The organism is Sporosarcina jiandibaonis (assembly GCF_013184495.1).
GTDB lineage: Bacteria > Bacillota > Bacilli > Bacillales_A > Planococcaceae > Sporosarcina > Sporosarcina jiandibaonis.
Genome location: NZ_JAAOIY010000007.1, coordinates 27,165 through 52,202, shown reverse-complemented (window position 1 = coordinate 52,202; position 25,038 = coordinate 27,165). Strand labels below are relative to the sequence as shown.

Annotated in this window: 25 protein-coding genes and 1 tRNA gene; 5 read left to right on the top strand and 21 right to left on the bottom strand. The window is 40.6% G+C overall.

What is annotated here, in order from left to right; genetic code table 11:
* Positions 1 to 26 precede the first annotated feature (26 nt).
* The 3 genes from G8782_RS15840 to G8782_RS15830 form a co-directional block, all read right to left on the bottom strand.
* The gene (locus tag G8782_RS15840; RefSeq protein ID WP_172372980.1) at positions 27 to 1,067 is read right to left on the bottom strand and encodes a FecCD family ABC transporter permease; all 1,041 of its coding nucleotides are present in this window, start codon (positions 1,065 to 1,067) and stop codon (positions 27 to 29) included.
* Entirely contained in the window at positions 1,064 to 2,077 is a 1,014-nt protein-coding gene (locus G8782_RS15835; protein WP_172372978.1) for a FecCD family ABC transporter permease, read from the bottom strand. Before G8782_RS15835 ends, G8782_RS15840 begins: the two co-directional genes overlap by 4 nt.
* Before the next feature lie 105 nt (positions 2,078 to 2,182).
* Positions 2,183 to 3,217 (bottom strand): ABC transporter substrate-binding protein, encoded by a 1,035-nt coding sequence (locus G8782_RS15830; RefSeq protein WP_172372976.1) that lies wholly within the window; start codon positions 3,215 to 3,217, stop codon positions 2,183 to 2,185.
* A 227-nt stretch (positions 3,218 to 3,444) separates the two neighbouring features.
* Between G8782_RS15830 and G8782_RS15825 the strand changes: the two genes are divergently transcribed.
* Positions 3,445 to 3,588, top strand: a complete 144-nt coding sequence (locus G8782_RS15825; protein WP_172372974.1) for a hypothetical protein — start codon at positions 3,445 to 3,447, stop codon at positions 3,586 to 3,588.
* 270 nt (positions 3,589 to 3,858) lie between these two features.
* Here G8782_RS15825 and G8782_RS15820 read toward each other — a convergent pair.
* Positions 3,859 to 3,930, bottom strand: a tRNA-Arg gene (locus G8782_RS15820).
* A gap of 147 nt (positions 3,931 to 4,077) precedes the next feature.
* Between G8782_RS15820 and clpP the strand changes: the two genes are divergently transcribed.
* Positions 4,078 to 4,677, top strand: coding sequence for an ATP-dependent Clp endopeptidase proteolytic subunit ClpP (gene clpP, locus G8782_RS15815; RefSeq protein ID WP_343035086.1), 600 nt, complete (start codon positions 4,078 to 4,080; stop codon positions 4,675 to 4,677).
* A gap of 355 nt (positions 4,678 to 5,032) precedes the next feature.
* Here clpP and G8782_RS15810 read toward each other — a convergent pair whose 3' ends face one another.
* The 17 genes from G8782_RS15810 to G8782_RS15730 all read right to left on the bottom strand — a co-directional run bounded on the left by G8782_RS15810 (position 5,033) and on the right by G8782_RS15730 (position 23,284).
* Positions 5,033 to 5,290, bottom strand: coding sequence for an HPr family phosphocarrier protein (locus tag G8782_RS15810; protein WP_172372970.1), 258 nt, complete (start codon positions 5,288 to 5,290; stop codon positions 5,033 to 5,035).
* Between the two features lie 29 nt (positions 5,291 to 5,319).
* Entirely contained in the window at positions 5,320 to 6,267 is a 948-nt protein-coding gene (gene whiA / locus G8782_RS15805; protein ID WP_172372968.1) for a DNA-binding protein WhiA, read from the bottom strand.
* Between the two features lie 16 nt (positions 6,268 to 6,283).
* Positions 6,284 to 7,276: a gluconeogenesis factor YvcK family protein gene (locus G8782_RS15800; RefSeq protein WP_172372966.1), complete on the bottom strand. Its 993-nt coding sequence runs from the start codon at positions 7,274 to 7,276 to the stop codon at positions 6,284 to 6,286.
* Positions 7,277 to 7,280: 4 nt separating this feature from the next.
* Positions 7,281 to 8,177, bottom strand: coding sequence for an RNase adapter RapZ (gene rapZ, locus G8782_RS15795; RefSeq protein ID WP_172372964.1), 897 nt, complete (start codon positions 8,175 to 8,177; stop codon positions 7,281 to 7,283).
* Complete coding sequence (locus tag G8782_RS15790) at positions 8,164 to 8,658, bottom strand: 8-oxo-dGTP diphosphatase (protein WP_172373170.1); 495 nt, start codon at positions 8,656 to 8,658, stop codon at positions 8,164 to 8,166. Before G8782_RS15790 ends, rapZ begins: the two co-directional genes overlap by 14 nt.
* Positions 8,659 to 8,922: 264 nt before the next feature.
* Positions 8,923 to 9,873 carry a thioredoxin-disulfide reductase gene (gene trxB / locus G8782_RS15785; RefSeq protein ID WP_172372962.1) on the bottom strand — a complete coding sequence of 317 codons (951 nt, stop codon included), beginning with the start codon at positions 9,871 to 9,873 and terminating at the stop codon, positions 8,923 to 8,925.
* 73 nt (positions 9,874 to 9,946) lie between these two features.
* The gene (locus G8782_RS15780) at positions 9,947 to 11,470 is read right to left on the bottom strand and encodes a tetratricopeptide repeat protein (RefSeq protein ID WP_172372960.1); all 1,524 of its coding nucleotides are present in this window, start codon (positions 11,468 to 11,470) and stop codon (positions 9,947 to 9,949) included.
* A gap of 87 nt (positions 11,471 to 11,557) precedes the next feature.
* Positions 11,558 to 12,100 (bottom strand): acyltransferase, encoded by a 543-nt coding sequence (locus G8782_RS15775; protein ID WP_172372959.1) that lies wholly within the window; start codon positions 12,098 to 12,100, stop codon positions 11,558 to 11,560.
* Complete coding sequence (ppaX, locus tag G8782_RS15770; protein ID WP_172372958.1) at positions 12,087 to 12,752, bottom strand: pyrophosphatase PpaX; 666 nt, start codon at positions 12,750 to 12,752, stop codon at positions 12,087 to 12,089. Before ppaX ends, G8782_RS15775 begins: the two co-directional genes overlap by 14 nt.
* 19 nt (positions 12,753 to 12,771) lie before the next feature.
* Positions 12,772 to 13,581 carry a prolipoprotein diacylglyceryl transferase gene (gene lgt, locus G8782_RS15765; RefSeq protein WP_172372957.1) on the bottom strand — a complete coding sequence of 270 codons (810 nt, stop codon included), beginning with the start codon at positions 13,579 to 13,581 and terminating at the stop codon, positions 12,772 to 12,774.
* A 3-nt stretch (positions 13,582 to 13,584) separates the two neighbouring features.
* Positions 13,585 to 14,535, bottom strand: coding sequence for an HPr(Ser) kinase/phosphatase (gene hprK / locus G8782_RS15760; protein ID WP_172372956.1), 951 nt, complete (start codon positions 14,533 to 14,535; stop codon positions 13,585 to 13,587).
* 127 nt (positions 14,536 to 14,662) lie between these two features.
* Positions 14,663 to 15,904, bottom strand: coding sequence for a DUF4097 family beta strand repeat-containing protein (locus G8782_RS15755; RefSeq protein WP_172372955.1), 1,242 nt, complete (start codon positions 15,902 to 15,904; stop codon positions 14,663 to 14,665).
* Between the two features lie 67 nt (positions 15,905 to 15,971).
* Positions 15,972 to 18,845: an excinuclease ABC subunit UvrA gene (uvrA, locus tag G8782_RS15750; protein WP_172372954.1), complete on the bottom strand. Its 2,874-nt coding sequence runs from the start codon at positions 18,843 to 18,845 to the stop codon at positions 15,972 to 15,974.
* A 5-nt stretch (positions 18,846 to 18,850) separates the two neighbouring features.
* On the bottom strand, positions 18,851 to 20,833 hold the full coding sequence (uvrB, locus tag G8782_RS15745) for an excinuclease ABC subunit UvrB (RefSeq protein ID WP_172372953.1): 1,983 nt from the start codon (positions 20,831 to 20,833) through the stop codon (positions 18,851 to 18,853).
* A gap of 135 nt (positions 20,834 to 20,968) precedes the next feature.
* The gene (locus G8782_RS15740; RefSeq protein WP_172372951.1) at positions 20,969 to 21,205 is read right to left on the bottom strand and encodes an IDEAL domain-containing protein; all 237 of its coding nucleotides are present in this window, start codon (positions 21,203 to 21,205) and stop codon (positions 20,969 to 20,971) included.
* Positions 21,206 to 21,357: 152 nt separating this feature from the next.
* Positions 21,358 to 22,551: an ABC transporter permease gene (locus G8782_RS15735; protein ID WP_172372949.1), complete on the bottom strand. Its 1,194-nt coding sequence runs from the start codon at positions 22,549 to 22,551 to the stop codon at positions 21,358 to 21,360.
* Complete coding sequence (locus G8782_RS15730) at positions 22,535 to 23,284, bottom strand: ABC transporter ATP-binding protein (RefSeq protein WP_172372947.1); 750 nt, start codon at positions 23,282 to 23,284, stop codon at positions 22,535 to 22,537. The genes G8782_RS15735 and G8782_RS15730 overlap by 17 nt, the downstream gene beginning before the upstream one ends.
* 125 nt (positions 23,285 to 23,409) lie before the next feature.
* Here G8782_RS15730 and G8782_RS15725 point away from each other — a divergent pair, with 125 nt between their 5' ends.
* The 3 genes from G8782_RS15725 to G8782_RS15715 all read left to right on the top strand — a co-directional run bounded on the left by G8782_RS15725 (position 23,410) and on the right by G8782_RS15715 (position 24,951).
* Positions 23,410 to 23,835, top strand: a complete 426-nt coding sequence (locus tag G8782_RS15725; RefSeq protein WP_172372945.1) for an HIT family protein — start codon at positions 23,410 to 23,412, stop codon at positions 23,833 to 23,835.
* 98 nt (positions 23,836 to 23,933) lie between these two features.
* Positions 23,934 to 24,458: a tryptophan transporter gene (locus tag G8782_RS15720; RefSeq protein WP_172372943.1), complete on the top strand. Its 525-nt coding sequence runs from the start codon at positions 23,934 to 23,936 to the stop codon at positions 24,456 to 24,458.
* A 130-nt stretch (positions 24,459 to 24,588) separates the two neighbouring features.
* Complete coding sequence (locus G8782_RS15715) at positions 24,589 to 24,951, top strand: YtxH domain-containing protein (protein ID WP_172372941.1); 363 nt, start codon at positions 24,589 to 24,591, stop codon at positions 24,949 to 24,951.
* The last annotated feature ends 87 nt before the right edge of the window (positions 24,952 to 25,038 follow it).

Sequence of the window (25,038 nt, the reverse complement as noted above, 5' to 3'; positions counted from 1 at the left end):
TTCTTTCTTGAGTGACATCCAACCCGCTATACATTACGATTTCTATATAATAAATAAATGAAAAATGGTGCTCCGATTCCGGAAACGAATACCCCTGCTGGAAGATCAAGAGGCAAAAAGGCTGTTCGAGCAACAATATCAGCCAACATGACAATAAGTCCGCCAGTTATAGCTGAAATTGGCACTAAGCTGCCAAACGATTGGCCAACGAGCATTCTTGAAATATGGGGAGCCATTAAACCGACAAATCCGATTCCTCCAGCATATGCAACAGCGGAACCCGCTAAGGCGACACTGATGAAAAGAAGGCAAAAACGATTCAATTGAACGTTCACACCCAATCCGGCCGCAACAGAATCCCCCAATGCTAGAGCATTAGCCGTTTTCGCAAACAATAAAGTCAAGGGAATTAACAGTAAAACCCAAGGCAACATCGCAAAGACGCTTTCCCAGCTTGCACCGTAAACACTGCCCGTCAACCAGACATACGCTTGTTGAGTCGTGTATGCATTGCCAAAAACAAGCATCATCGTCGTTAACGCACCCATAATTGATGACATCCCAATCCCAACGAGAATTAATCGATAAGAGGAAATTCCTTTTTTCCAAGCTAAAAAATAAATAAGAATAGAGACAACGCCTGCTCCCAAAATGGACACAAATGGCAACCAATTCATCCCTACCGTCTCCGCAAAGTACGCTATAAAAACAACCGCTGCAAAAGAAGCACCTCCGGTAATTCCAATTATATCGGGAGAGCCTAGCGGGTTTCTGACAATTCCTTGCAGAATTAATCCTGCAACACCTAATGCAGCGCCAACAAGGAGCGAAAGAAGCATCCGCGGAAGTCGCAACGTTTGAATTACAAAGCTATGCTCTCCTGTTCCAAAGCCTAGTAATTGTTTGACTACAACGATAGGATGTAGGAATGTACTCCCTAGAGAAAGTCCAGCTAAAAACAATAAGATAAACAGGCATCCTAATCCTAGGAAGACTCCGACTGCTCTCTTGTCGAATTGAAAGAATAATTTTCCAGACCGGTTTCGAAATGAAATATATTTGCTCATTCCTTACTGAACCCCCTACGTGCTAAATAAATGAAAAATGGAGTTCCAATTAAAGCGGTCATGACGCCAATCGGCACCTCTTGCGGCATCATAATAAACCTTGCAGCAATATCCGCCAACAGCAATAAACTTGCCCCATATAACGCGCAATAGGGAAGGATCCAACGATAATCACTTCCTACAAGTCCACGAACAATATGCGGTGTAATTAAACCAATAAAACCGATTGAACCTCCGACTGCAACAGAACCTCCTGCAAGGATGATAATCACTATTGCCATTAACGTCTTCACTAAAATCGTCCGTTGCCCCAATCCCTTTGCAACATCTTCTCCTAAGGTAAGGATATTGACCGAATGCCCTAAAAATAGAGCAACTAGCCATCCTCCTATCATGAAAGGTAAAATGGGTACCAGCATATCCAGTGTTCTACCCGCAACGGAACCAGCTAACCAGAACAATACCCCTTCCAGGTTTTGTCCATTAATGACCAGCAACCCTTGCGTTAAAGACACAAATAGGGCGGTGATCGCTGCCCCAGCTAATACGATTTTGATAGGTGACAAGCCGTCTCTTCCAAAAGAACCTAATAAGTAAACCATAATAGCTGCAACCCCGGCACCAAGGAATGCAATCCACATATATTGAGTTAATGATGAGAATGAAAAGAAGGTGACCGCTAAAACGACAAAGAAAACAGCACCTGCATTGATGCCGAAAATACTTGGAGAGGCTAACGGATTCCTCGTCAACGCTTGCATAAGAGCCCCCGCAACAGCTAGGCTCGAACCAATTACTGTAGCAATCACTGCACGTGAAATTCTAGTCGTTGTAATAATAATATGTTCGGTCGAATTTTCATCAAAACTCCAAAAGGTTTCCATGACCGTATTAAATGTAATGGGCGTTTGGCCGAAAACAATACTTGAAGTAAAGGAAGCTATTAAAAGTAATATCCCGATAATTAAACCTAACCATCTAGATGATGTACGAGAAAATAAATAGGTCATTTTCTCCCTCTTCCGCTAATGTATTTTAAATAGAGCAACAAAAATAGTGGACTGTGTAATGAGAATTCTGTGCCACTATTTCTGTTGCTCCAATGCTACATCTGATTATTTTTCTAAATCAAAGTGTTCATAAAGCTGATCTAACATGTTATTGGCAGAACGTATACCACCCGCCATGTTCCAGGCAACTTCATCAATCTGATAGACTTGGTCGTTTTTTACTGCATCAAGATTTTTCCATAAAGGATGATTCGTCCAATCTTCATAAGTATTTTGAACAGCATTTTCTTGACCTGGATCTGATAAGAAGTAGAAGAGAACATCAGCATTCATGCTCGGAATACTTTCTTTATCTGTCAACTTAAGCACGACTGTTCCTTTTTCCATTTCTTCTTGTTGATAAGCAGATCGCACAAAACCAAGTTCATCTAGAATATCGCCAGCGTAACCCGATACATAAATACGAGAATGATCCGCTCTGAAGTTTAGTACAGATGCCTCAATAGGCCACTCCTTACCCAACTTAGATGAGATTTTCGTATTAAAATCAGCCACACGATGATCCCAATCAGCTAGTAGTTTATCTGCTTTGTCTTCCTCATTCATTGCTTCTCCCATTAATTCAACGGTTTCTTTAAATTTAAAAACTGTGTCATGCGTAACCGTTGGTGCAATTTGGGAAAGCTGATCATAAATTTTTTCATGGCGTAATTTTGAAGCAATAATTAAATCGGGTTTAAGCTTTGCAATTTCCTCCAAATTCGGTTGAGTTTCTTCTCCTACAATTGAAGTCCCTTCTAAATCGTCTTTCAAATAATTATACATAGGCTGCTCAACCCAGGATTCAACTGCTCCTACTGGTTTTACGCCTAAAGCAACCGCTACATCGGTAGCTCCTTGATATAATGTGACGATTCTTTTCGGTGTCCCTTCAATCGATGTTGTCCCCATCGCATGGGTGATTTCACGAACATTTTCCGAATCTGTTGTTTGCTCGGTTTGCTCTTTTTCTTTTTGATTATCAGTTTGTTCTTTTCCTGTCTGATCTCCACAACCTGCTAAAAATAATACAAAAGACAAAATGACTACAAATAAAGAAACTGTATACTTTTTTTCAAATGCGTATGTAATTGCAGACATGTTATGTCACTCCTTTTTTATTTGTAATGACAATAATCGATACTGATAATCATTATCATTTAGAGATAAATTATATACTATCCTATTTTGAAATACAACATATTATTTTAAAGACACTCCCAAAGATACAGGCGACCGAAGACATGATGGTTTGTTTTTTTGGCTAAATTATAATTTCTTTATAGAAAGGATAGAATTAAAGTAACTTCATTTCATAGAGATATAACGTGGCAATACCAAGTAGCCGTATGGTCAATGGAGAAGCAAAACCTATTAGCAACCCGGAAGCTTTCGAACAAAAAGAAGCACAGGTAGCTGCCGCACAAATAGGATCAGATTTACATAAAGGATTAAATCTAGATAAAATGTAATACAAATCATTGATTAAGATAGACGCATGCTTGCCTTCTGTTGCACAAATGGATTTCACTTTATTTTGTTTCAGAAAGATTAGGTCATCGAACAATCGATACAACAAATGAAGCATTACGCACATACTATAAATACAGTAGAGGAAGGATTAGGGTAAGGTTTGTGTATAAAATTTTCATTACCACGGTATACAATCGGATCCCCAAATATAAAAAAGCACCTGTAAACTTCGTTATAACGAAGTTTACAAGCGCTTTTCCCTGAAATTACGCCCTCGGCGGGAGTCGAACCCACATTTTAAGCTTCGGAGGCTTACGTGCTATCCATTGCACCACGAGGACAAATTGGTATTGCGATTTTCACAGCAACATTATAGATTGTACTAATGATTACATAGAAAAGCAAGACTTTTTTATGAAGCTTTAAATTTGACCTTTATTGACCATGCTATGTTATGATACAAGTACAGTTGAATTTAAGGAGGAATTATTATGTTAATACCTACAGTAATTGAACAAACGAGCCGCGGGGAGCGTGCTTATGATATTTACTCCCGTTTGTTGAAAGACCGGATTATCATGCTTGGAAGCGCAATCGATGATAATGTTGCAAACTCGCTTGTTGCTCAGCTTCTATTCCTTGAGGCAGAAGATCCTGACAAAGACATTTCAATCTACATTAATAGCCCAGGTGGAAGCATCACAGCCGGTATGGCAATTTTTGATACGATGCAATTCATTAAACCAGATATTCAAACGATTTGTATCGGTATGTCTGCATCGATGGGTGCATTCCTTCTGGCAGCAGGTACGAAAGGCAAACGATATGCGTTACCGAATGCTGAAGTCATGATTCACCAACCGCTTGGCGGGGCGCAAGGTCAAGCAACTGAGATTGAAATTGCTGCGAAACGAATTCTATTCCTTCGCGAAAAACTCAATACAATCCTTGCAGAACGCACAGGACAACCGATTGAGGTCATCGCGGCTGATACAGAGCGCGACAATTTCATGACAGCTGAACGCGCAAAAGAATACGGTCTAATCGATCACATCATCACGCGCAGCGATATGAAAGAAAATAAATAAGAGTTAAGTAAGCCTAAATATAGAGGGAGCATTAGTCGTGCTTCTTCTATATTTTTTTATTTGGCGATTAATGTTGTGTCCAGTATTTTTAGTTGCACTAATAAGCGATTTTCTTGCACTCCGATGGGTTTTGCTTCCAGTTGAAGGTGGTTTCCTTGCGCTAATACAGTGAAATTAGTTGATTGGAATGGAAGGCGGCGACTCCAGCGGAATCACCGGCCGCCCGCAGGAACGCGTCCGCCTGGAATGGAAATCAACGGTCCCTTTCAACGAATTTTATATATTGGACAGCTCTACTTTTACTCAAAACAAAAACCGTTTCTCGTTATTTGAACGATGAACGGTTATTTTTTGTTTATTTCTCACTTTCAACAAGTTCTGCCAATGACGAAAGCGCTTTCTCTTCATCACTACCCTTTGCGATAAGGGTAACTTTTGTACCTCTTGCGATTGCCAAACTCATAATGCCCATTATGCTTTTCGCGTTGACTTGACGATCATCTTTTTTCAAGAAGATATCCGCCGAAAATCGGTTTGCTTCTTGCACGAACAATGCCGCTTGCCTTGCTTGAAGCCCAGGCTTCATTTTAACTTCCACTTCTTTTTCCATCATAATTTGTCATACTCCTTCATTTCGTGACTTTACGTAATGCCAATTTCCCCATTACGAAGTTTGTCCGCAATTTCTTCTATTTTTCTTAACCGGTGATTCACACCGGATTTACTTACCGTAGCACCAGAAACAAGTTCACCGAGCTCTTTCAAAGTAATGTCTTGATTTTCTACTCGTAGACGCGCGATTTCCTGAAGCCTGTCTGGTAATTGATCTAAGCCTATCGTTTTTTGAATGTATTCGATATTCCCGACCTGTCTTTGCGCTGCGCTAATTGTTTTATTCATATTCGCTGTCTCGCAGTTCACCAGTCGATTTACACTATTACGCATATCGCGCAGAATTCGTATATCCTCAAATTTCATCAAAGCTGAGTGCGCCCCGACGATTCTTAAGAAATCCGATATTTTCTCAGCTTCTTTTAAGTAAGCGATGTATCCATTTTTTCGTTCGATTGATTTCGCATTCAGGTGAAATTCATTCATCAAGTCAACCAGGGCTTCACTATGTTCTTTGTAGATAGAAAATATCTCTAAGTGATAAGATGAGGTCTTCGGATTATTTACCGAGCCTCCTGCTAGAAATGCGCCTCGGAGATATGCGCGTTTGCAACATTTATTCTTAACTAACGCCTGTGAAATCTCATTCTTAAATTCAAAAGTGCCTGTCAGTATGAGTAAATCTTTGAGAAGTGGTTTAGCACCTTCCCGAATACGACAAATATACACATTGTTTTTCTTCAGTTGCATTTTTTTTCGTACAAGCAGTTCGATTTTATATGGATAAAGACGTCTTAAATTAGAATAGAGACGCCGCGCAATCGCAGCGTTTTCAGTTTGGACGTCTAAACTTAAGGACTTATTTGAAAAGGATACCGAACCGTTCATACGGATGAATGCCGCAATCTCGGAACGTGTACAACAGTCTTTCCCTTCCATTTGCGTAAGTTCTTTTTTAGTTCTTGATGCGAAAGACATGATTCCAACTCCTTTCTCAGTTAATCACATCTTTTTTCTTGCCAGCCGTACTTTCCATATACTGAATTAGCCATGCTGCTACTTTTTTTGATTCGTGTCGAATTTGACCATCAACTAAAGTAGCAATTTCTCTTTTCACGACATTCGGCACTAATTTTTCCAATGCTTCCATATCATGCTCAACAGGCGCCGGCGGTCCTTTATATTCGCCTACTTCAAATAATGTAGTAAAGTCCGTGGTGTTTAGCAATACGGTATCAATAAATGCAGCGCCCGCATGATCATATAGCGCTTTAACATGTTCTGAAGCCGAGTATTCAAAAGTTTCTCCAGCTTGCGTCGTCAAGTTGCAAATATACACCTTTTTAGCAGAACATGCCATTACCTCATCGCGAATTGCCTGCACAAGAATTGTCGGTAATATGCTCGTATATAAACTTCCCGGGCCGAAGACGACCAAATCAGCTTTCATAATTGCCTGGATGGTTTCAGGTAACGGTTTTACTTCTTGCGGTGACAAGTAGACCTGTCGAATACGACGCCCATACACTGGAATTTTTGATTCGCCAGTTATAATTGATCCGTCATCGAGCTCCGCATGCAATGTAATGCGCTGATTAGCAGCTGGCAGCACTTTCCCTTGAATGTTTAAAATACTGCTCATTTGTTCAACTGCACGTGCAAAATCTCCAGTAATATTCGTCATCGCCGCAAGCATTAAATTACCAAGAGAATGACCTTTTAAATCTTTTGAACTTGCGAATCTGTATTGAAACATCTTTTCGATTAGCGGCTCCACATCCGATAACGCCGCCATGACATTTCGAACATCCCCCGGAGGCGGTATATCATATTCGTCGAGCAGCCTGCCAGAACTGCCGCCGTCATCTGCAACCGTAACAACTGCTGTAATTTCGACTGGATATTGTTTCAACCCGCGAACAAGTGTCGCGAGGCCCGTTCCTCCACCGAATATTACAACTCTCTTTAGATTCCCCGAGTGCGGCATTCTGTCAGCCCTTTCTTTTTTCGATATCCCGGTGTGTTATGAATGTCCGGTATTCCTCGTTGAAATGTTTCCCGAAATATTCAGCAAGCGTTACTGAGCGATGTTGTCCGCCAGTACAGCCAAATGCGATAATAACTTGTGATTTTCCCTCATTTTTATATTGAGGAATTAGAAATTTAAATAAGTCCGTCAGTTTTTGAAGCAGAATCTGAGTTTCGCCCCACTTGAGAACGTACTCTGACACTTCACTGTCAAGTCCTGTTTGAGGTTTTAACTCTTTAATATAAAAGGGATTTGGCAGAAAACGCACATCAAAAACGACATCTGCATCAATTGGCATTCCATGTTTAAATCCGAATGATATAAAGTTCAATGTGAATACGGAGTCTTTCCTAGAGGAAAACTCTGCAATAATTTTTTCTCTTAACTCGCGCGGAAGTAAATTGGACGTATCGTAAATTGAACGAGAGCGTCCTTTTAATTCGGATAGTAAAAGTCTTTCTTTACGAATGCCCTCGAGCAATAAACCGCCTTCTGATAACGGGTGTGAACGTCTGCTTTCTTTGTAACGCTTGACGAGTGATTCATCGTTCGCATCCAAAAACAAGATTCTAGAGGAGACGCCCTCCGCCTGCAGTAAGTCATCCAGCGCACCAATAAGCGAATCAAAGAGATCGCCGCCGCGCGTATCCATAACGGCTGCTATTCTTCTCATCGGATTGTCCGATTTCATCATCAAATCGAGAAAGGTCAAGAGCAATTCCGGAGGCAGGTTGTCAATACAATAAAACCCGAGATCCTCAAAACTTTGCATAGCAACTGTTTTCCCCGCACCAGACATGCCTGTAATAATTACGAGTTCAACATCATTATTGTGAATACTATTTTCATTTTCCGTCATTTCTATTTACCCCCTCCACAGACTTTTGAATCTTTTCCTTTAGCAGCTTGAATTGTTCTGTATAATAAAACGTTCCGTATTGCAGTCCAGTTTCAGAAACTGCAAACAATAAATTCGTACGATCTCCTTCAGCCATTGGAAGTGTATGCAAATTTTCAATGGGGTGCCAACCAAGTTCCCCTTCTCTAGTCGTTTTAAATGGTACACCTTCCAAGTCACGAGCCACAAATGTATAAAGCATCCATTCATCAATGACAACTTCATCTGCTTGGTCTTTAATCATCATTGTATAGACGCCTTTTAGATGAGGATCAATCGGTGTTGTCCCCGTCTCCTCAGTAAACTCCCTTACTGCGGCATCATAAATTGATTCGCCGGGATCCATTTTTCCGCCTGGTGCCACGTACCAACCACGGCGCGGTTTTTTCAATAATAATACATGATTGTCTTTTATAACCAATAAATTTGCAATTCTTTGCATCATTACATCCCTACTCTACTTGTGCGTTTATACTCATTATACATCTTTACGCATCGAAACTGCATTAGAAATGCATATTTGTTAGAAAAGGCAACAAATGTCACTTCCAAATCCCACCAAAAAAAGGCCGCCTACCGGGACTAACCGGTAGGCGGCCAAAAGTACTTACTATATCAAAAGGGGGGTCAATTGATATTACACTACTAGCATACCCCTTAGATGTTGCATTTCTGTTACAATCACATTAAAGATAGATTAAATCGATTAAGCTTTTGCGCCAGATTTATCTTTAAGTTCTTCGATGTATTGTTGAGCCGCTTGTGCAGCGACACTTCCATCACCAGTCGCCGTAACAATTTGACGTAAAAGTTTTTCACGAACATCCCCTGCAGCGTAAATTCCAGGTATTTTTGTTTCCATGATGTCGTTTGTTTCGATGTAGCCATTCGCATCGAGAATGCCAAGTTTTTCGAAAGGAGCCGTTAATGGATTCATGCCGATATAGACGAACATGCCATCCGTTTCAAATTCTCTTTCTGAACCGTCTTCTGTTGAAAGCAAAGTGACTGAACCGATTTTCCCGTCTTTTTCATTTACTTCTTTTACGGTAGTATTCCAAATGAATTCCATTTTTTCATTTGCAAAAGCGCGATCTTGTAAAATCTTTTGCGCACGTAGTTTATCGCGTCGGTGAATAACGGTCACTTTGTCGGCGAATCTTGTTAAATAAGCGCCTTCCTCAACTGCTGAGTCGCCGCCGCCAACGACGATAATTTCTTTTCCACGGAAGAATGCGCCATCACAAACCGCACAATAACTTACACCGCGGCCTGTCAGCTCCTCTTCACCAGGAATGCCCATCTTTTTATATTCAGCACCAGTCGAAATAATAATTGTACGTGCTTTGTACTCTTTCTGACCGACGAAAATAGTTTTATACTCTTCTCCGTCAACAATGTCAGTAACATCGCCGTATGCGTAATCCGCACCGAACTTACGCGCATGGTCAAACATCTTTGCTGATAAATCAGGACCTAATATATGATCGAAGCCAGGGTAGTTTTCAATATCTTCAGTAGTAGCCATTTGTCCGCCCGGTGCTCCTCTTTCAAGCATGAGCGTAGATAAATTACCACGCGACGTATATACTGCTGCAGTTAATCCGGCTGGACCAGCTCCAACAACAATCACGTCATATATTTTTTCAGTAGACATATTATTTTCCTCCTATACGACTGATAACACCTCAAATGCTATAGGATATTAACAGCGCCTTCAACTCTCCTGCTTAAGAGTTTAAATGCGGCAAAAACTCCATTAATTCATTGACGTACTTCGTCAACGTCGGTGTTGATATCCCATACTTTTCTGCCATCGCTTTTTTCGTCACACCTGTATAACGTGCCGATTGAAACATATAATCCGCAGCCGAAGCAAGCCCTTTCGGATTCGGGAATTTATATGACTTCATGAGCGCACATTCACAAAGCGTAAACCACATTTGAAAAAGATGAGTCGCTTCATGATTTAACGGTTGGTAGTTTGCATATAATAACTCCGTCGTTTCCAACGCACGCAGGAAAGATCGATCGAAAGACGTTTCCGGCATAAATTCATAATTGAGCCCACTCGCAAGAAAGAGGCGTTCAACCTTACTTAACTCTTCAACCACAATATAGGACGGATGCGATATTATTTCTTGCTTGTGCGCAGATTTCCCAAGAAGATAAAAACCTAACATGCGCTCACTTCTATATTCATTTTGAATTTTACCAAGCAAGAAGTTTCGATCCTGCTCGACAGAATCAGGTTCAAATTCTTCAGTAATGTCTTTCCACGGCTCAAAGCCTTCTTTAGAAGGATCTATTTCAATCAGACTGGCATAGGACTTTTTGGCAATTTGGTCGTGCCCGGTGAAATAAGCCGCATGCGCCAACCAGAAATAAAAACCGGCATCTCCTGCAAAACCATTCTTTTGAATCCCTCTGAGCAAACGAAAAGCCTCGGCATGTTTGCCGACCAGCGCGAAAGTCGCGCCAAGTTTATACCGATGTTCGATTAAGTATGGCTTGATTTTCAGAAGCAATTCAAGCAAAGAAGATAATTTATCTTCTTTTTTCTCATAATAATAAAATACAGCGAGGTTGCATAATGCATGAAGATTCCCGTGATTTTTTTTTAATACATCATGAAGAAGCGCACTCGCTTTTTTCTTTCTTCCAACATAAAAGTAAGCCAATGCTAGATTATTATAAGCCGCCCAAAATTCAGGGTAATCCGTAATGATCGATTCAAGCAATTCAATCGCTTCTTTAAAGTTCCCTGACTCCATAAGCCGACGTGCTTTTTCCTGAAGAAAGTAGACTTCGTTATCCACTTCATCCTCTTCATCCATGTACTTTTCTTTTTGACCGACGAAATCAATTATCTCTCTGGCTTCATCGCTAAATGGTCCCCCTAGATCTGTTAATAAATATTTTTCAGCATACATTTTGGCATCTCTTAATAAACCGAGATGCGCATGAATTTCTGCTAAATAGAAAACAATCTCGGCCTCTTCCGGATTTAGTGAATAAGATGTCATGAGAATCTCAAGCGCCTCGTCAAAACGGCCTTCCTCCATAACCAAAACGCCGTATTGCATAAGAATTTTCGGATCATCCGGACTCAATTCTGTAGCCCTTTTCAAATATTTATGCGCTTCGTCAAAACGATCCCTGTTCAAAGAGCGAACCGCTTTTTCATAATAAAATTTACCATCTGGAATAAACGATATTATTTTTTTGTCATTTGTGGTTTGTTTTTTATCCAATCAAATTCCCCCGAAAACAATTGAGAAGGAACGTGCAAGACGCCCCTTCTCCTTATTAACCCTATTATAACATAAAGGTAACGAGTTCTATCCATATTCCTTTAATGACTCGTCCCGAAACATCGATTTCCGCTGTTCCATCTGCTCTTTTGTAAATATTATTTTTACAGGATTGCCGCCAGCAAAAACGCCGGGTGGAATATCTCGATTGACAAGAGTTGCCGCAGACACAATTGCGCCATCGCCAATTTCAACTCCTGGAAGAATGGTCGAATTCGCGCCGATCAATACGTCCTTTCCAATGACAACATCCCCGATACGGTATTCATCTATTAAATATTCATGAGCTAGAATCGTCGTATTATACCCGATAATCGAGTTGTCGCCGACTTGAATCCTTTCGGGAAACATGACATCAGGCATGACCATAAGCGCAAATGATGTTTTTTCTCCGACCTTCATTTTTAAAAACGTCCGGAACAAAAAGTTTTTGAATGAAATAAAAGGCGTATATCTAGACAGTTGAATGATGATAAAATTCTTTGCCACCTTAAAAAAAGAGACCGTTTTATAAATATGCCAAAGCGAATTAGCGTCTCCTTTTGTAGGGTACCGCTCAGTGCGTCTCAATTTTCGTCTCCACATCAACAATGGTTAATAAATCTGAAATATGGTGAAGCATATAATCCGGATTATACTTTTGTAAGAACTCTTCTCCTTTTGCCGACCACGCAACGGCGGCTGTATAGACTCCGGCATTTTGGCCGCCAACAATATCATGATAGTTATCGCCGACCATTAAGGCTTTCTCCCGGTCAGCATCTAATCGTTCAAGCGCAAGCAGAATAGGTTCTGGATCCGGCTTCGTCTTTTCGACATCATCCAGACCGATTACGACATCGAAAACACCATCAACGTCTAGGAGCTTCAACCCTTTGTGAATCATATCGTTTCTTTTCGTTGATACGATGCCCATTTTATAGCCGGCATCTTTCAATTTCCGCATCGTTTCAGAGACACCATCAAACTCAACCGCAAGCCGATCATGATTGGCAATATTCCATTCCCTGTACTCTTGAATGAGTAAATCCACCTTTTCAGGATCGATTAAACCGAATGTCTCAGCTAATTTCGGCCCGTTAAAATGAAGTATTTCTTCCCTTCCATACTTTCCGGGATAATGCTTGCCAAGCACATGCTCAAATGTTTGGAAGATTAACTCGTTCGTATCGAGCAATGTCCCATCAAAATCAAATAATAGTGTTGTTAGTTGTTTTGTCATATATGTTTATATCCCTCACTCAATTAGTGTCTTGGTATGTTTCGTCAACTTTCCTCACATATCGCCTGATAATGAAAAATGTTACTGCAATGATGATTGTCACGACCGAGACGACTTGCGCTGTACGCAAAGTGCCTCCCATCAAACTATCAGTACGCATGCCTTCTATAAAATAACGGCCAAATGAGTACCATGTTAAGTAAAATAGAAACATTTCGCCACGTTTTAATGAAACCCTGCGAAGAAGCAATAAGATGATAAGTCCAACTAGATTCCACATGGATTCATACAAAAATGTCGGGTGGTAAGTAACCCCGTTTATCGTCATTTGATCCATAATCCAGTCCGGGATGATTGTCGTATTCAGGAAATGTTCAGAAACAGGTCCACCGTGGGCTTCCTGGTTCATAAAGTTTCCCCATCTACCGATAATTTGTCCAATCAAAAGTCCTGGCGCAGCTATATCAACAGTTTTCCAAAATGAAATACCGCGACGTTTCGTGAAAAAATAGGTCGTTATAAACGCCCCGATTAACGCGCCATGGATGGCGATGCCGCCTTCCCAAATTTGAATGATTTGCCCGGGATTGTCCTTATAATAATCCCAAGAAAAAATGACGTAATAAATGCGTGCACTAATAATTGATATCGGAACCGCCCAAACGAGTAAATCCGTCAAAAAGTCGGGATGCATTCCCCTTTTCACCATTTCACGTTGTACAACGATAAAAGCGAGTACGATGCCGAGCGCAATTAAAATACCATACCAACGAACTGGTATAGAGCCAATATGAAACGCGACTGGGTTAATAGTGAGTAAGTGGCCCATTTATCATTCTTTCCCCTCTTCATCGTTTAATCCCGGATTTTGGCTAATTGCATTTGTTAATTTATCCGAAAAGTTTTGCGCTGCGTTAACACCAAGTAATTTCATGCGGTAATCCATTGCAGCGACTTCAATAATTACAGATAAATTCCGCCCAGGTCGTACCGGAACCGTTAGTTTAGTCAATTCAGTATTCATGATTTTCATTTTTTCTTCATCGAGGCCGAGTCGTTCGTACATTTTGCCTGTTTCCCATAATTCCAGATTAATAACGATTAATATTCGTTTGTCACTTTTCACAGCGCTTGCACCAAATAAGGTCATAATATCGATAATGCCCACTCCGCGAATTTCAAGCATATGCTCGATCAGTGGCGGGGAATTCCCGATTAACACATTTTGTGAAACTTCTCTAATTTCAACTAAATCATCTGCGACGAGGCGATGTCCTCGTTTAACGAGTTCTAACGCCGTTTCACTTTTGCCTACACCGCTTTTCCCGGTTATCAATACCCCGATTCCATAGACATCAACCAGCACGCCATGCATTGTAGTCATCGGTGCAAGTTTTCCTTCGAGATAGTTTGTAAGCATACCTGAAAAACGAGTCGTCGCGGTAGACGTATTAAAAACAGGAATTTGCGCATTATTAGCTGCTACAAGTAATTCTTCAGGCACTTCTACTCCATGTGCGACGACAATTGCCGGAGTTATCGAGGTACAAAGTTTTTCCATTCGATCTACTCTTTCCTCTGGATTCAACTTCGAAAAAAATGCTAATTCAGTTTTCCCAAGAAGTTGAACACGGTCCGCGGGATAAAAATTAAAAAATCCGGCCATTTCAAGACCCGGTCTTGAGATATCACTTTTATAAATTTTCCGATGAAGACCTTCATCTCCAGCACAAATATCCAAATCTAATCGTTCTTGAACATCACGAACAGTAACATAAGCCATAAATACCACACCTTCCACATTATCTATATTTCTTACTTTAACATAATTTAGCGAGATGTCGCTTTATGTGAAATAGAAAAAAGAACATTACCGCAACAAAATATCTCTAGTTGCGGTAATGTTCTTTTCATCTGCCTAACTGTGCATTATAACAAACAAGTACTGAACCTGTTTTTGCTTCTCCAAAAATGTAAAGAGGATTTTCCTGATTTTCTACGTCCTTTTTAAAGCGAATTGATCTTTGCAATAGTAAATCCTGCTCAGCCGTGCGGTTCACATCATCTAGTTGCAAATCCAGTCGTCCCATATTCGACGCGATTTCACCTGATAATGCAAGATGATTCGGTATATACAATTCAACTGAACCGCTCATTGTTTTAGCTTCGATTTTTGCAGCTTCCTCATTTGTTGTCGTGACCACGACGTGTCCACTAAGTGATTGTGCTTCAACTTCTTTTAAATCCCCGTCAATATAAACACGGCCATTTAATGTTTCCGCAGACAACTTATCACCACTTAGTCCAGTAAGCCTAATTTCACCATTCGCGGTTTCGAAATCTGACGTTTTAAAAGTCAAACCAGAAATTTCAATTTTACCATTTGCTGTTTTCACATATGCTTTTTTAACCTTTGCATCTGTCATTTGAAATGAACCATTCATCAGCCGTACATTAAGTTCTGCATACTCTTTTTGAGGTATATATAAATCTAGATTAACTTTAGTCATTTTCATCTTGCTCGAAACTCTTAATTTGTTTTCATCTGTTACGAAGAGCACTTTTTCAAGAAAGTCTTCTTTGGCTTTTGTTTCCGATTCGCTATTGAAAGCTTTCACGGAGAACTCGGCTCGCGCTTCTTTTTCGTCAGTATAATGGATTGTAATTTTTCCATTATCAATATCCAAAAGCAACTCATCAATTTTATCCATCGGTTTGGTGACGGTGTGTGAAAATAATACAGATTCGCCAAACGGAGCCTCAATATCGAATTGCTTCACTTTTTGTACGGCAGTTTGCATAAATTGCATGAAACGATCACTGACATTCGTAAAATCTTTGCGCAAATCTTCTAGGAAGTCGTCTATTGATTGATTAGATTGACTGGAGTGACCAGACTGACCGGATTGCTCGTTTTTCTGAGTCGAACTAGATTTTTCATTGCCTTGTTCAGAACTTTTATCCTCTTTCTTTGACGTTTCAGAAGAGGTTTGGCCTTGTGTTGTTCCTTCTGAGCCAGTTTGACTCGTTTCCGTCGTTCCTTGCCCCGATGTTTGTTCTCCGTTCAAGTTTTCCAAAAGCGTTAACGCTTCGTCAGTGCTAATCGTGCCATTTTCCAACATTGTCAAAATCCGTTTTCTTTCACTTTGCATACTTCCGCCTCCTAATTTGCATTTCTATTTGTAATTAGTATATATACGGTTGCTTTGTTGAAAAGTTTCATTTGACGACTGATTCCGCTTCTTTAATTATATTTTTCATCCGGTTTTTATCTCGCTCTAAAATCGGTTTTAAATAGTGACCTGTATATGACTTTTTCACTTTAGACACCTCTTCTGGCGTGCCAGTCGCGATGATTTCTCCGCCCCTGTCGCCGCCTTCAGGTCCTAGGTCAATAATATGATCGACTGTTTTAATGACATCTAAATTGTGTTCAATGACAAGTACTGTATTCCCGGTTTCGACGAGTCGCTGCAGAACAACAAGCAATTTTTCAATGTCATGCGCATGAAGCCCTGTTGTCGGTTCGTCAAGAATATAAAATGATTTTCCGTTCGAACGTTTGTGCAACTCAGAAGCAAGTTTAACACGTTGCGCCTCTCCGCCAGATAACGTAGTCGCCGGTTGCCCAAGTTTTATATAGCCAAGACCGACATCAACAATCGTTTGGAGTTTACGATTAATTTTCGGTATATTTTCAAAGAAGACAAGTGCGTCTTCAACAGTCATTTCAAGAACATCTGCAATATTTTTACCTTTGTAGCGCACTTCTAACGTTTCGCGATTGTAGCGTTTTCCATGACATACTTCGCATGGAACGTAAACATCCGGCAAAAAGTGCATTTCAATTTTGATAATCCCATCGCCCCGGCATGCTTCGCAACGGCCGCCTTTTACGTTAAAACTAAATCTGCCTTTTTTGTATCCTCGAACTTTTGCTTCATTCGTAGATGCATAGACATCCCTGACATCGTCAAACATGCTTGTATAAGTAGCCGGGTTCGATCTAGGCGTTCGACCGATTGGAGACTGGTCTATTTCAATTACCTTTTCTAGCTCTTCTATACCTTCTAACGATTCATATTGGCCGGGTTGTTGTTTTGAACGGTTTAGTTTTTGCGCTAACACTTTATACAATACTTCATTGACAAGTGTGCTTTTCCCCGAACCTGATACACCAGTAACGGCAATGAATTGGCCCAAAGGAATATCTACATTTACATTTTTTAAATTGTTTTCAGCGGCACCTTTGATGGATATTTTACGGCCGTCCGATTGACGACGCTCCAGCGGCAATGGTATGAACTTCTTCCCGCTCAAATAATCTCCAGTAAGTGATTTAGGATCATTCATCACTTCAATCGGTGTACCAGCGGAGACAACCTCACCCCCTGCAGCTCCGGCACCAGGCCCCATGTCGATCAAATGATCAGCAGCCAACATTGTGTCTTCATCATGCTCTACTACAATCAATGTATTCCCGATATCTCGCATATTTTTCAACGTTTCGATGAGACGATCATTGTCACGTTGATGCAGTCCGATCGATGGCTCATCTAAAATATAGAGCACGCCGGTTAGTCGAGAGCCAATCTGTGTAGCAAGACGGATACGCTGGGCCTCCCCGCCGGAAAGCGTTCCGGCTGCTCTTGATAATGTTAAATAATCTAATCCTACGTTTATAAGAAAACCTAATCGCTCTTCAATTTCACGTAATATCAATTCCGCGATTTGCTGGTCTTTTTCAGACAACTCTAATTCCTTAAAGAAACGATCCGCCTCTTCTATCGATAAGTTTGTCACTTTCCCGATATGGACGCCATTCACTTTTACCGCGAGCGTTTCTTCTTTCAAACGATACCCATTACACGTCGGACACGGGCGTTGCGCCATATATTTTTCCATTTGGTCGCGCACGTAATCCGAGGAAGTATCCCTGTATCTGCGAGCGACGTTCGATAATACCCCTTCAAAATAAATATCGCTATCACGCGTCCCGCCAAATTCATTTGTATAGCAGAAACGGATTTTTTCATCTTTCGAACCGTATAAAATTTTCTCCAATTGATCTTCCGGCAACTCGCTTACCGGCACAGTCATTGAAATCCCATAATGTTTGGCAACGGTTTTCAATAGTTCTGGATAATACTGTGAGCTTGTCGGCTCCCATGGCGCGATTGCATGTTCTTTTAATGACAATGAATAATCGGGTATGACAAGTTTTGAATCCACCTCAAGTTTTGTTCCGAGCCCATCGCATTCTCCGCAAGCCCCAAAAGGACTATTGAATGAAAACATTCGCGGTTCAAGCTCGCCAATAGAAAATCCGCATAGCGGGCATGCATGGTGTTCGCTGAACAACAACTCTTCGCCGTCTATAATATCGATCAGGACTGTCCCTTTCGCAAGTCGGAGCGCAGATTCCAAGGAATCGCCTAATCTTGAAACAATATCTTCTTTCATCACAATACGATCGATTACAACCTCAATGGAATGACGTTGATTTTTATTCAACTCGATATTATCGTCTAAATCGATAATTTCTCCATTTACACGGATTCGGACATAGCCTTCTTGCCTGATTTCTTCAATCAGTTTCGCATGTGTTCCTCTTCTTCCCGAGACAATTGGCGCCAAAACTTGTATCCGAGTTCTTTCCGGAAGTTGCATGATCCGGTCCACCATTTGTTGTATGGTTTGAGATGAGATTTCCGTTCCATGAATCGGACATATCGGCTTCCCTACACGCGCATATAGCAGGCGTAGATAATCATAAATTTCCGTTACAGTTCCGACTGTTGAACGAGGATTTCGGCTTGTCGTTTTTTGGTCTATCGAAATCGCTGGGGATAACCCTTCAATAACATCAACATCGGGCTTATCCATTTGTCCTAAAAATTGCCGAGCGTATGCCGAAAGCGATTCTACATAGCGCCGTTGCCCTTCTGCATAAATCGTATCGAAAGCAAGCGACGATTTCCCGGATCCAGACAAACCTGTAATTACGACAAGCTGGTCGCGTGGAATATTCACACTGATATCTTTAAGATTATGAGCTCTCGCGCCTTGTATGACGATTTCTTTGTTTCTCATAATATCTACCTCTCTGCTTTTAGCTCTAAAATTGCATCCCTTAACTCTGCTGCAAGCTCGAATTGGAGATCTTTCGCGGCATCCTTCATCTCTTTTTCAAGCGTTGTCAGAATGGATTCTTTCTCTGCTTTTGTCAGTTTCTTACCTTTAGTAATCTTTTCAATATACGTTTCAGTTTCTTCTGCCACATCGGTTGCCCGAATGATGGCGTGAATATCTTTTTTGATAGTAGTCGGCGTAATTCCATGCTTTTCATTATAAGCTTTTTGAATTTCACGGCGCCGTTCTGTTTCGCCAATCGCTTTTGTCATAGAGTCAGTCATTCGGTCTGCATACATAATGACATGCCCGTTTGAATTTCGCGCTGCCCGACCAATCGTTTGAATCAATGCACGTTCGGAACGGAGAAAACCTTCTTTATCCGCATCGAGAATTGTCACAAGAGATACTTCAGGTAAGTCTATACCTTCTCTTAGCAAGTTAATCCCCACGAGCACATCATAGGTGCCCATCCTTAATTCGCGAATAATTTCAATTCTCTCAAGCGTTTTTATTTCCGAATGGAGATATTGCACTTTTATCCCGATTTCTTTTAAATAGTCAGTTAAGTCTTCGGACATTTTCTTTGTTAACGTCGTAATTAGAACGCGTTCGTTCTTTTTAACTCGTTCATTAATTTCATAAATCAAATCATCTATTTGCCCTTCAATCGGTCGAACATCAATCGTCGGATCCAACAACCCTGTCGGACGGATAATTTGTTCTACCATTTCAGGCGTATGTTCGATTTCATATGGACCCGGTGTTGCAGAAACGTAGATTGCGTTTCGAATCCGGCCTTCAAATTCTTCAAAAGTAAGCGGGCGGTTGTCAAGTGCCGATGGAAGACGAAAACCGTGATCTACTAAAACTTGCTTCCTTGCCTGGTCACCATTGAACATTCCTCGAACTTGCGGCAATGTTACGTGGCTTTCATCGACAATTAATAGAAAGTCATCCGGGAAGTAATCAATTAGTGTATAAGGAGACGCGCCAGGAGGCCTTAATGTCAGGTGTCGAGAATAGTTTTCGATACCCGAGCAGAACCCCATCTCACGCATCATTTCTAAATCATAGCGAGTTCTTTGTTCAAGCCGCTGTGCTTCCAGCAATTTATCTTCACTTTTTAAAACCTGTAAACGTTCTTCTAATTCAACCTCTATGTTTTCAATTGCTTTCGCCATTTTCTCTTCGCTCGTTACGAAGTGAGAGGCTGGAAAAACGGCTACATGATCACGGTTTCCAATAATTTCGCCCGTCAGTGCATCAACTTCTCGAATGCGATCGATTTCATCGCCAAAAAATTCAATTCGAATGCAACGCTCATCCCGCGATGCGGGAAACAATTCCACAACATCACCTCGGACTCGGAACGTTCCGCGCGTGAAACTAATATCATTCCGGATATATTGAATGGCCACAAACTTTCTCAGCAATTCATCGCGGCCAATTTCCATCCCGACGCGAACAGAAACGACCATATCGCGATATTCTTTAGGCGAACCGAGCCCATATATGCACGAAACGGATGAAACAATAATTACGTCATTTCGCTCAAATAAAGAAGATGTTGCTGAGTGACGCAGTTTATCGATTTCATCGTTTATGCTTGCATCTTTTTCAATATAAGTATCTGTATGGGCAACATAAGCCTCAGGTTGGAAATAGTCGTAATAACTAACAAAATATTCAACAGCGTTATCGGGAAAAAACTCTTTGAATTCGCTGTACAGTTGTCCTGCTAATGTTTTATTATGCGCCATGACCAGGGTAGGTTTATTTACTTCTGTCAGTACATTTGAAACTGTGAATGTTTTTCCTGTGCCGGTCGCCCCTAAAAGTGTTTGGTGTCGTTTACCTTCTTCTAACCCTGCGACAAGTTGTTTAATCGCATTCGGTTGATCGCCTTCTGGGGTGTACGGTGCTTGTAAGTTAAATGTTTGAACCAATTGGGAAATCCCTCCCGTACTAGAATATTGTTATTTTACCATATACCCTTAATTTATACGAGTAAAAAGAGAACGTATGTTTTAACTGTTTTCCACGTAAAAAAACGCTACATCCACTCGTAGCGTTTTCTTAATTCAATTACATTCTTCAAATTTCAATAGTTCTTTCGAGTACTTTAAAAATTTGCTTTTATCTCGCTTATCTAATGATTGATCGACAAGGTCATTGAGTCGTTCCCTAATTTGTTCACGATGAAGTCGTTTGAGAAATAAATCCATGTAAATTTCATTTAACAGTTTTTCCGCTTGAGCCGAAGAGGTATCTCTGCCAATAGATTTCATAAATTCAGTGTATGAGTACTTTTTTTCCAAAACGCTCACCCCTGTTGCCTTTTTATTATTATATATAATTTCAGGGTGAAGTTGCAAGGTTTTTCGGAATTTTCTATTTATCTTTTTTGTTTTTATTATTGAATCATCAAAAAATCGCACCTCCGCGATACATACCCGGAGGAACGATTTATCTACTTTTCTTTAGTTGTTTGAAGCGTTATCTCGGATACGGCAATGATGATCAGCCCAAGTAAAAAAGGAGTTCCGCCGAACCCGAAAGCAAACAACGCAGTAATCATTACAAATAAAGCTTGAAGCCATTGAACTTGCCGAACCGTGCTTCGAATTGCCTCTGGACGTTTGTTTAACGGGAATAACATATCCATTCGAAACTCTTCACCCGCACGCAATGCATATATAATTTGAATCGCTGACGCAAATGAAAGTGCACCCGTAAAAATATAGACGACTAGCGGGAATGGGATAAATACAGCACCAAGCAAGGTAATTACGGTTAACCTCACCCATAACCAAAAAATATCATCCGTTCGTATAAAAGTCCGCTTAACGAGATATTTTTGCGGATCGGCGCCTTCAAGTTGGGAGGGCGCCAGGAAAAATCCTAGCCACTGTCGACGACTGACAGAACCTTTTAAATGCGGGACATCAGTAAAATAGTTTGCGAACCGATAGAATCGCATCATTCTGTTTTGCTCAATCGTGATGAAATGTTCATAAGGAAAAGGACTATTTTGTTTCTGTTTTCGCCAATAGGTTGAATACAGGCCAATAAGAACAGCGAACAAAATGATTAAATATGGATACGGGCCTAGCCAAATATAAATAAAGGACATTGCGAAAATGAATCTGATTACCCGATCTCCCCATATCCAATCTCCGCGTTTAGCGTGCCTGAAGTAAAATTCTGTTTCAACATAGATCCATTTCAGTGCAACGATGAATAAAGCTAACCAAATAAATTCAGCTTTCGTGCCGGTTTCTGTTGCTGATAAAAGCGGCAAAGCAACAATATACAAAATAAATGGTAATGGAAGTTGCGAAAATATCGACCAACGCAAAGACTGTTTAAAGTACAAATGAAGTTTCGTTTCTAATGGCAAAAAATAGACAGAATCAGCAGGCTTTAATAATGTAACCGGAGAAGAATATGTCAATGCGGCTCCGATAATAATCGCAGCAAGAAGCGCTGATGGAAAATCAGGAGACACTTCTTTTAACCATTCACTATACGTATATCCCCCCGCGCCAATTGCAAAAACAAGTACTAGCGCTAGATGCCCGGTAAAAACATACTTCATGTATTTTTGAAACTCAGTCATATAATGAATGAACCTGGCTCCCCATAACTCACGCAAATTTTTCATGATCATTGTCCTCTGTCATTGCGATGTATAAGTCATCAAGCGACGCCCCAGGTCGTCCGAAAGCTTTTCTGAGGTCATCCATCGTTCCTTGCGCCCGCAACCTGCCTTCGTGCAGCAGGATGATTCTATCGCAGTATTTTTCAGCTGTCGACAAGATATGCGTAGACATCAGGACGGATGCGCCATCATTTTTCCGCTCTGTCATTTGTTCGAGCAATGATTTTATCCCGATTGGGTCGAGACCGACGAACGGCTCGTCAATAATATAAAGCGACGGATTTACGAGAAAAGCACACATAATCATCACCTTTTGCCGCATTCCTTTTGAAAAGTGCGCTGGAAACCAACGCAGCCTTTTTTCCATCATAAACTCTCTCAATAACGCTGCCGACCGCGCTTCGAATACATCTTTATCAAGTCCGTACGCCATTGCCGTCAATTCCAAATGCTCGCGCAATGTCAACTCTTCATAGAGCACCGGGGTTTCTGGTATATACGTAAATGATTTTCGATAGGTTTCAGGGTCTTCATTGAACGTGACACCGTTCAATCGAATTTCACCGCTATGGGCATTCATCAGTCCAATAATATGTTTGATTGTTGTACTTTTTCCAGCTCCATTCAAGCCAATCAAGCCAACAAGTTCGCCTTTTCCAATTTCAAATGATAAATCATGCAATACAGGTTTTCTAGAATATCCGCCTGTTACATCTTTTAGTTCAACTATGGACATGGTCATCCCCCATTCTTTTCTTTAGTTTAACAAATTTGAAAGTAAAATACCTTGTCCTTTGCATATTAATATCCATCAGTAGAAAATATGCTACAATTGTCTAAATAATGAAAGGAGTGTTGAAAATGACAAGTTGTATTTTTTGTCAAATCATTGAAAGAGCAGTCCCGAGCGCGAAGATCTATGAAGACGAACATGTTTACGCATTCATGGATATTATGCCAACTACAGAAGGACATGTTCTGCTCATTCCAAAAAAACATATTGAAAACATTTATGATTTTTCTGAAGAGGATGCAGCCAATTTCTTCAAGGCCGCACCTAAAATCGCAAATGCGCTAAAAGCTGAGTTTCGTCCGGCAGGGTTGAATTTATTACAAAATAATGGTGCACCTGCTGGCCAAAGCGTATTCCATTATCATATGCACTTCATCCCGCGATACGACGAAACGGACGGTTTCCAGTTGTCGACATGGGAAACGAAACATACGACCTATACACCTGAGAAAATTCAAGAACTAGCAGATAAGATTAGAAGTGTGCTTGCTTGATCGCTAATTTTAGTATATAGTAAATTATAAGTTTTTCGCTGTCGATCATGAGGATACGATAGGAAAACAAAATGAGCTTAGCTGAGGAGAGATGAGAATTGAATACGAAAAATCTAGTTTTAATGGCCATGTTGGTTGCTGTCGGTGCCGCACTGTATTTAATCATTCCGGGAATTACTGGCGGCATGAAAATCGATTTCATGTTGACGATGATGTTTATCGGGGTTTTGCTATTTCGCGATGTGAAGAGCGTTTTTATTCTAACGCTCGCGACTGGTGTTCTTTCTGGTTTGCTTTCGACATTCCCGTTAGCATTCTTCCCGAATATTATTGATAAACTGATTACTGGATTCGCTTTCTATGCGGTCATCAAATCCTTCAAAAGTATTTCATCTAATATGATTGCATCGACTGTGCTTGTCGGTCTTGGTACATTGCTATCAGGATTCATCTTTTTATCAGTCGCGATTTTCATTTTAGGCGTGGATCTTCCATTCCTCTTTTTATTCACAACAGTTGTACTACCTACTGTTGTTTTAAATGGAATCTCATTTTTCTTGATCAAACCAATCGTAACAAAAATACTGGAGAGATCCTCTTTCCATAAAACTGTTGCGAACTAAAATTTATTCATAAAGCTTTTCGCTACCTAGCGAAAAGCTTTTTTTGTTTGCTCATCTATTGATTGCGTGGTTTAATTAAACTAGTGAAAGGAATACTATTACTATTCCTACAGAAAGGAGTTCATTACTCATGAAAGCATCTACTTTTTTCCTTGGCCTAGCAACAGGCACGGTTGCAGCGGCGATTACAGTACTCTATTCAACTCCAAAATCAGGTAGCGAAATGCGCACCTCTGTAAAAAGCGCCTCAACTGACTTTAAAGAAACATTTGGCGATATTAAACAAAAAGTAAATAATTTAAAACAGTCGATTTCCAGCCTGACAAAAGAAGCTAAAGAAACTGTCCCAGGTGCTGTTGAAGGAATCAAACAATCATTTGAGAATTGGCAGCAATCAACGGAACCAAATAGGTTGCGCCTTGAACAAGAACTAACTGCAATCCAAGATGCACTAGAGAACTTAGAACAAACGATAGCAGCGCATCAAAAATAAGTAATAGAAATTGGTTATCCATAACAGTTTGGATAACCTTTTTCATTACATTCAGAAGTTTTCGCAATTCTCACTTCTTTATCGTTT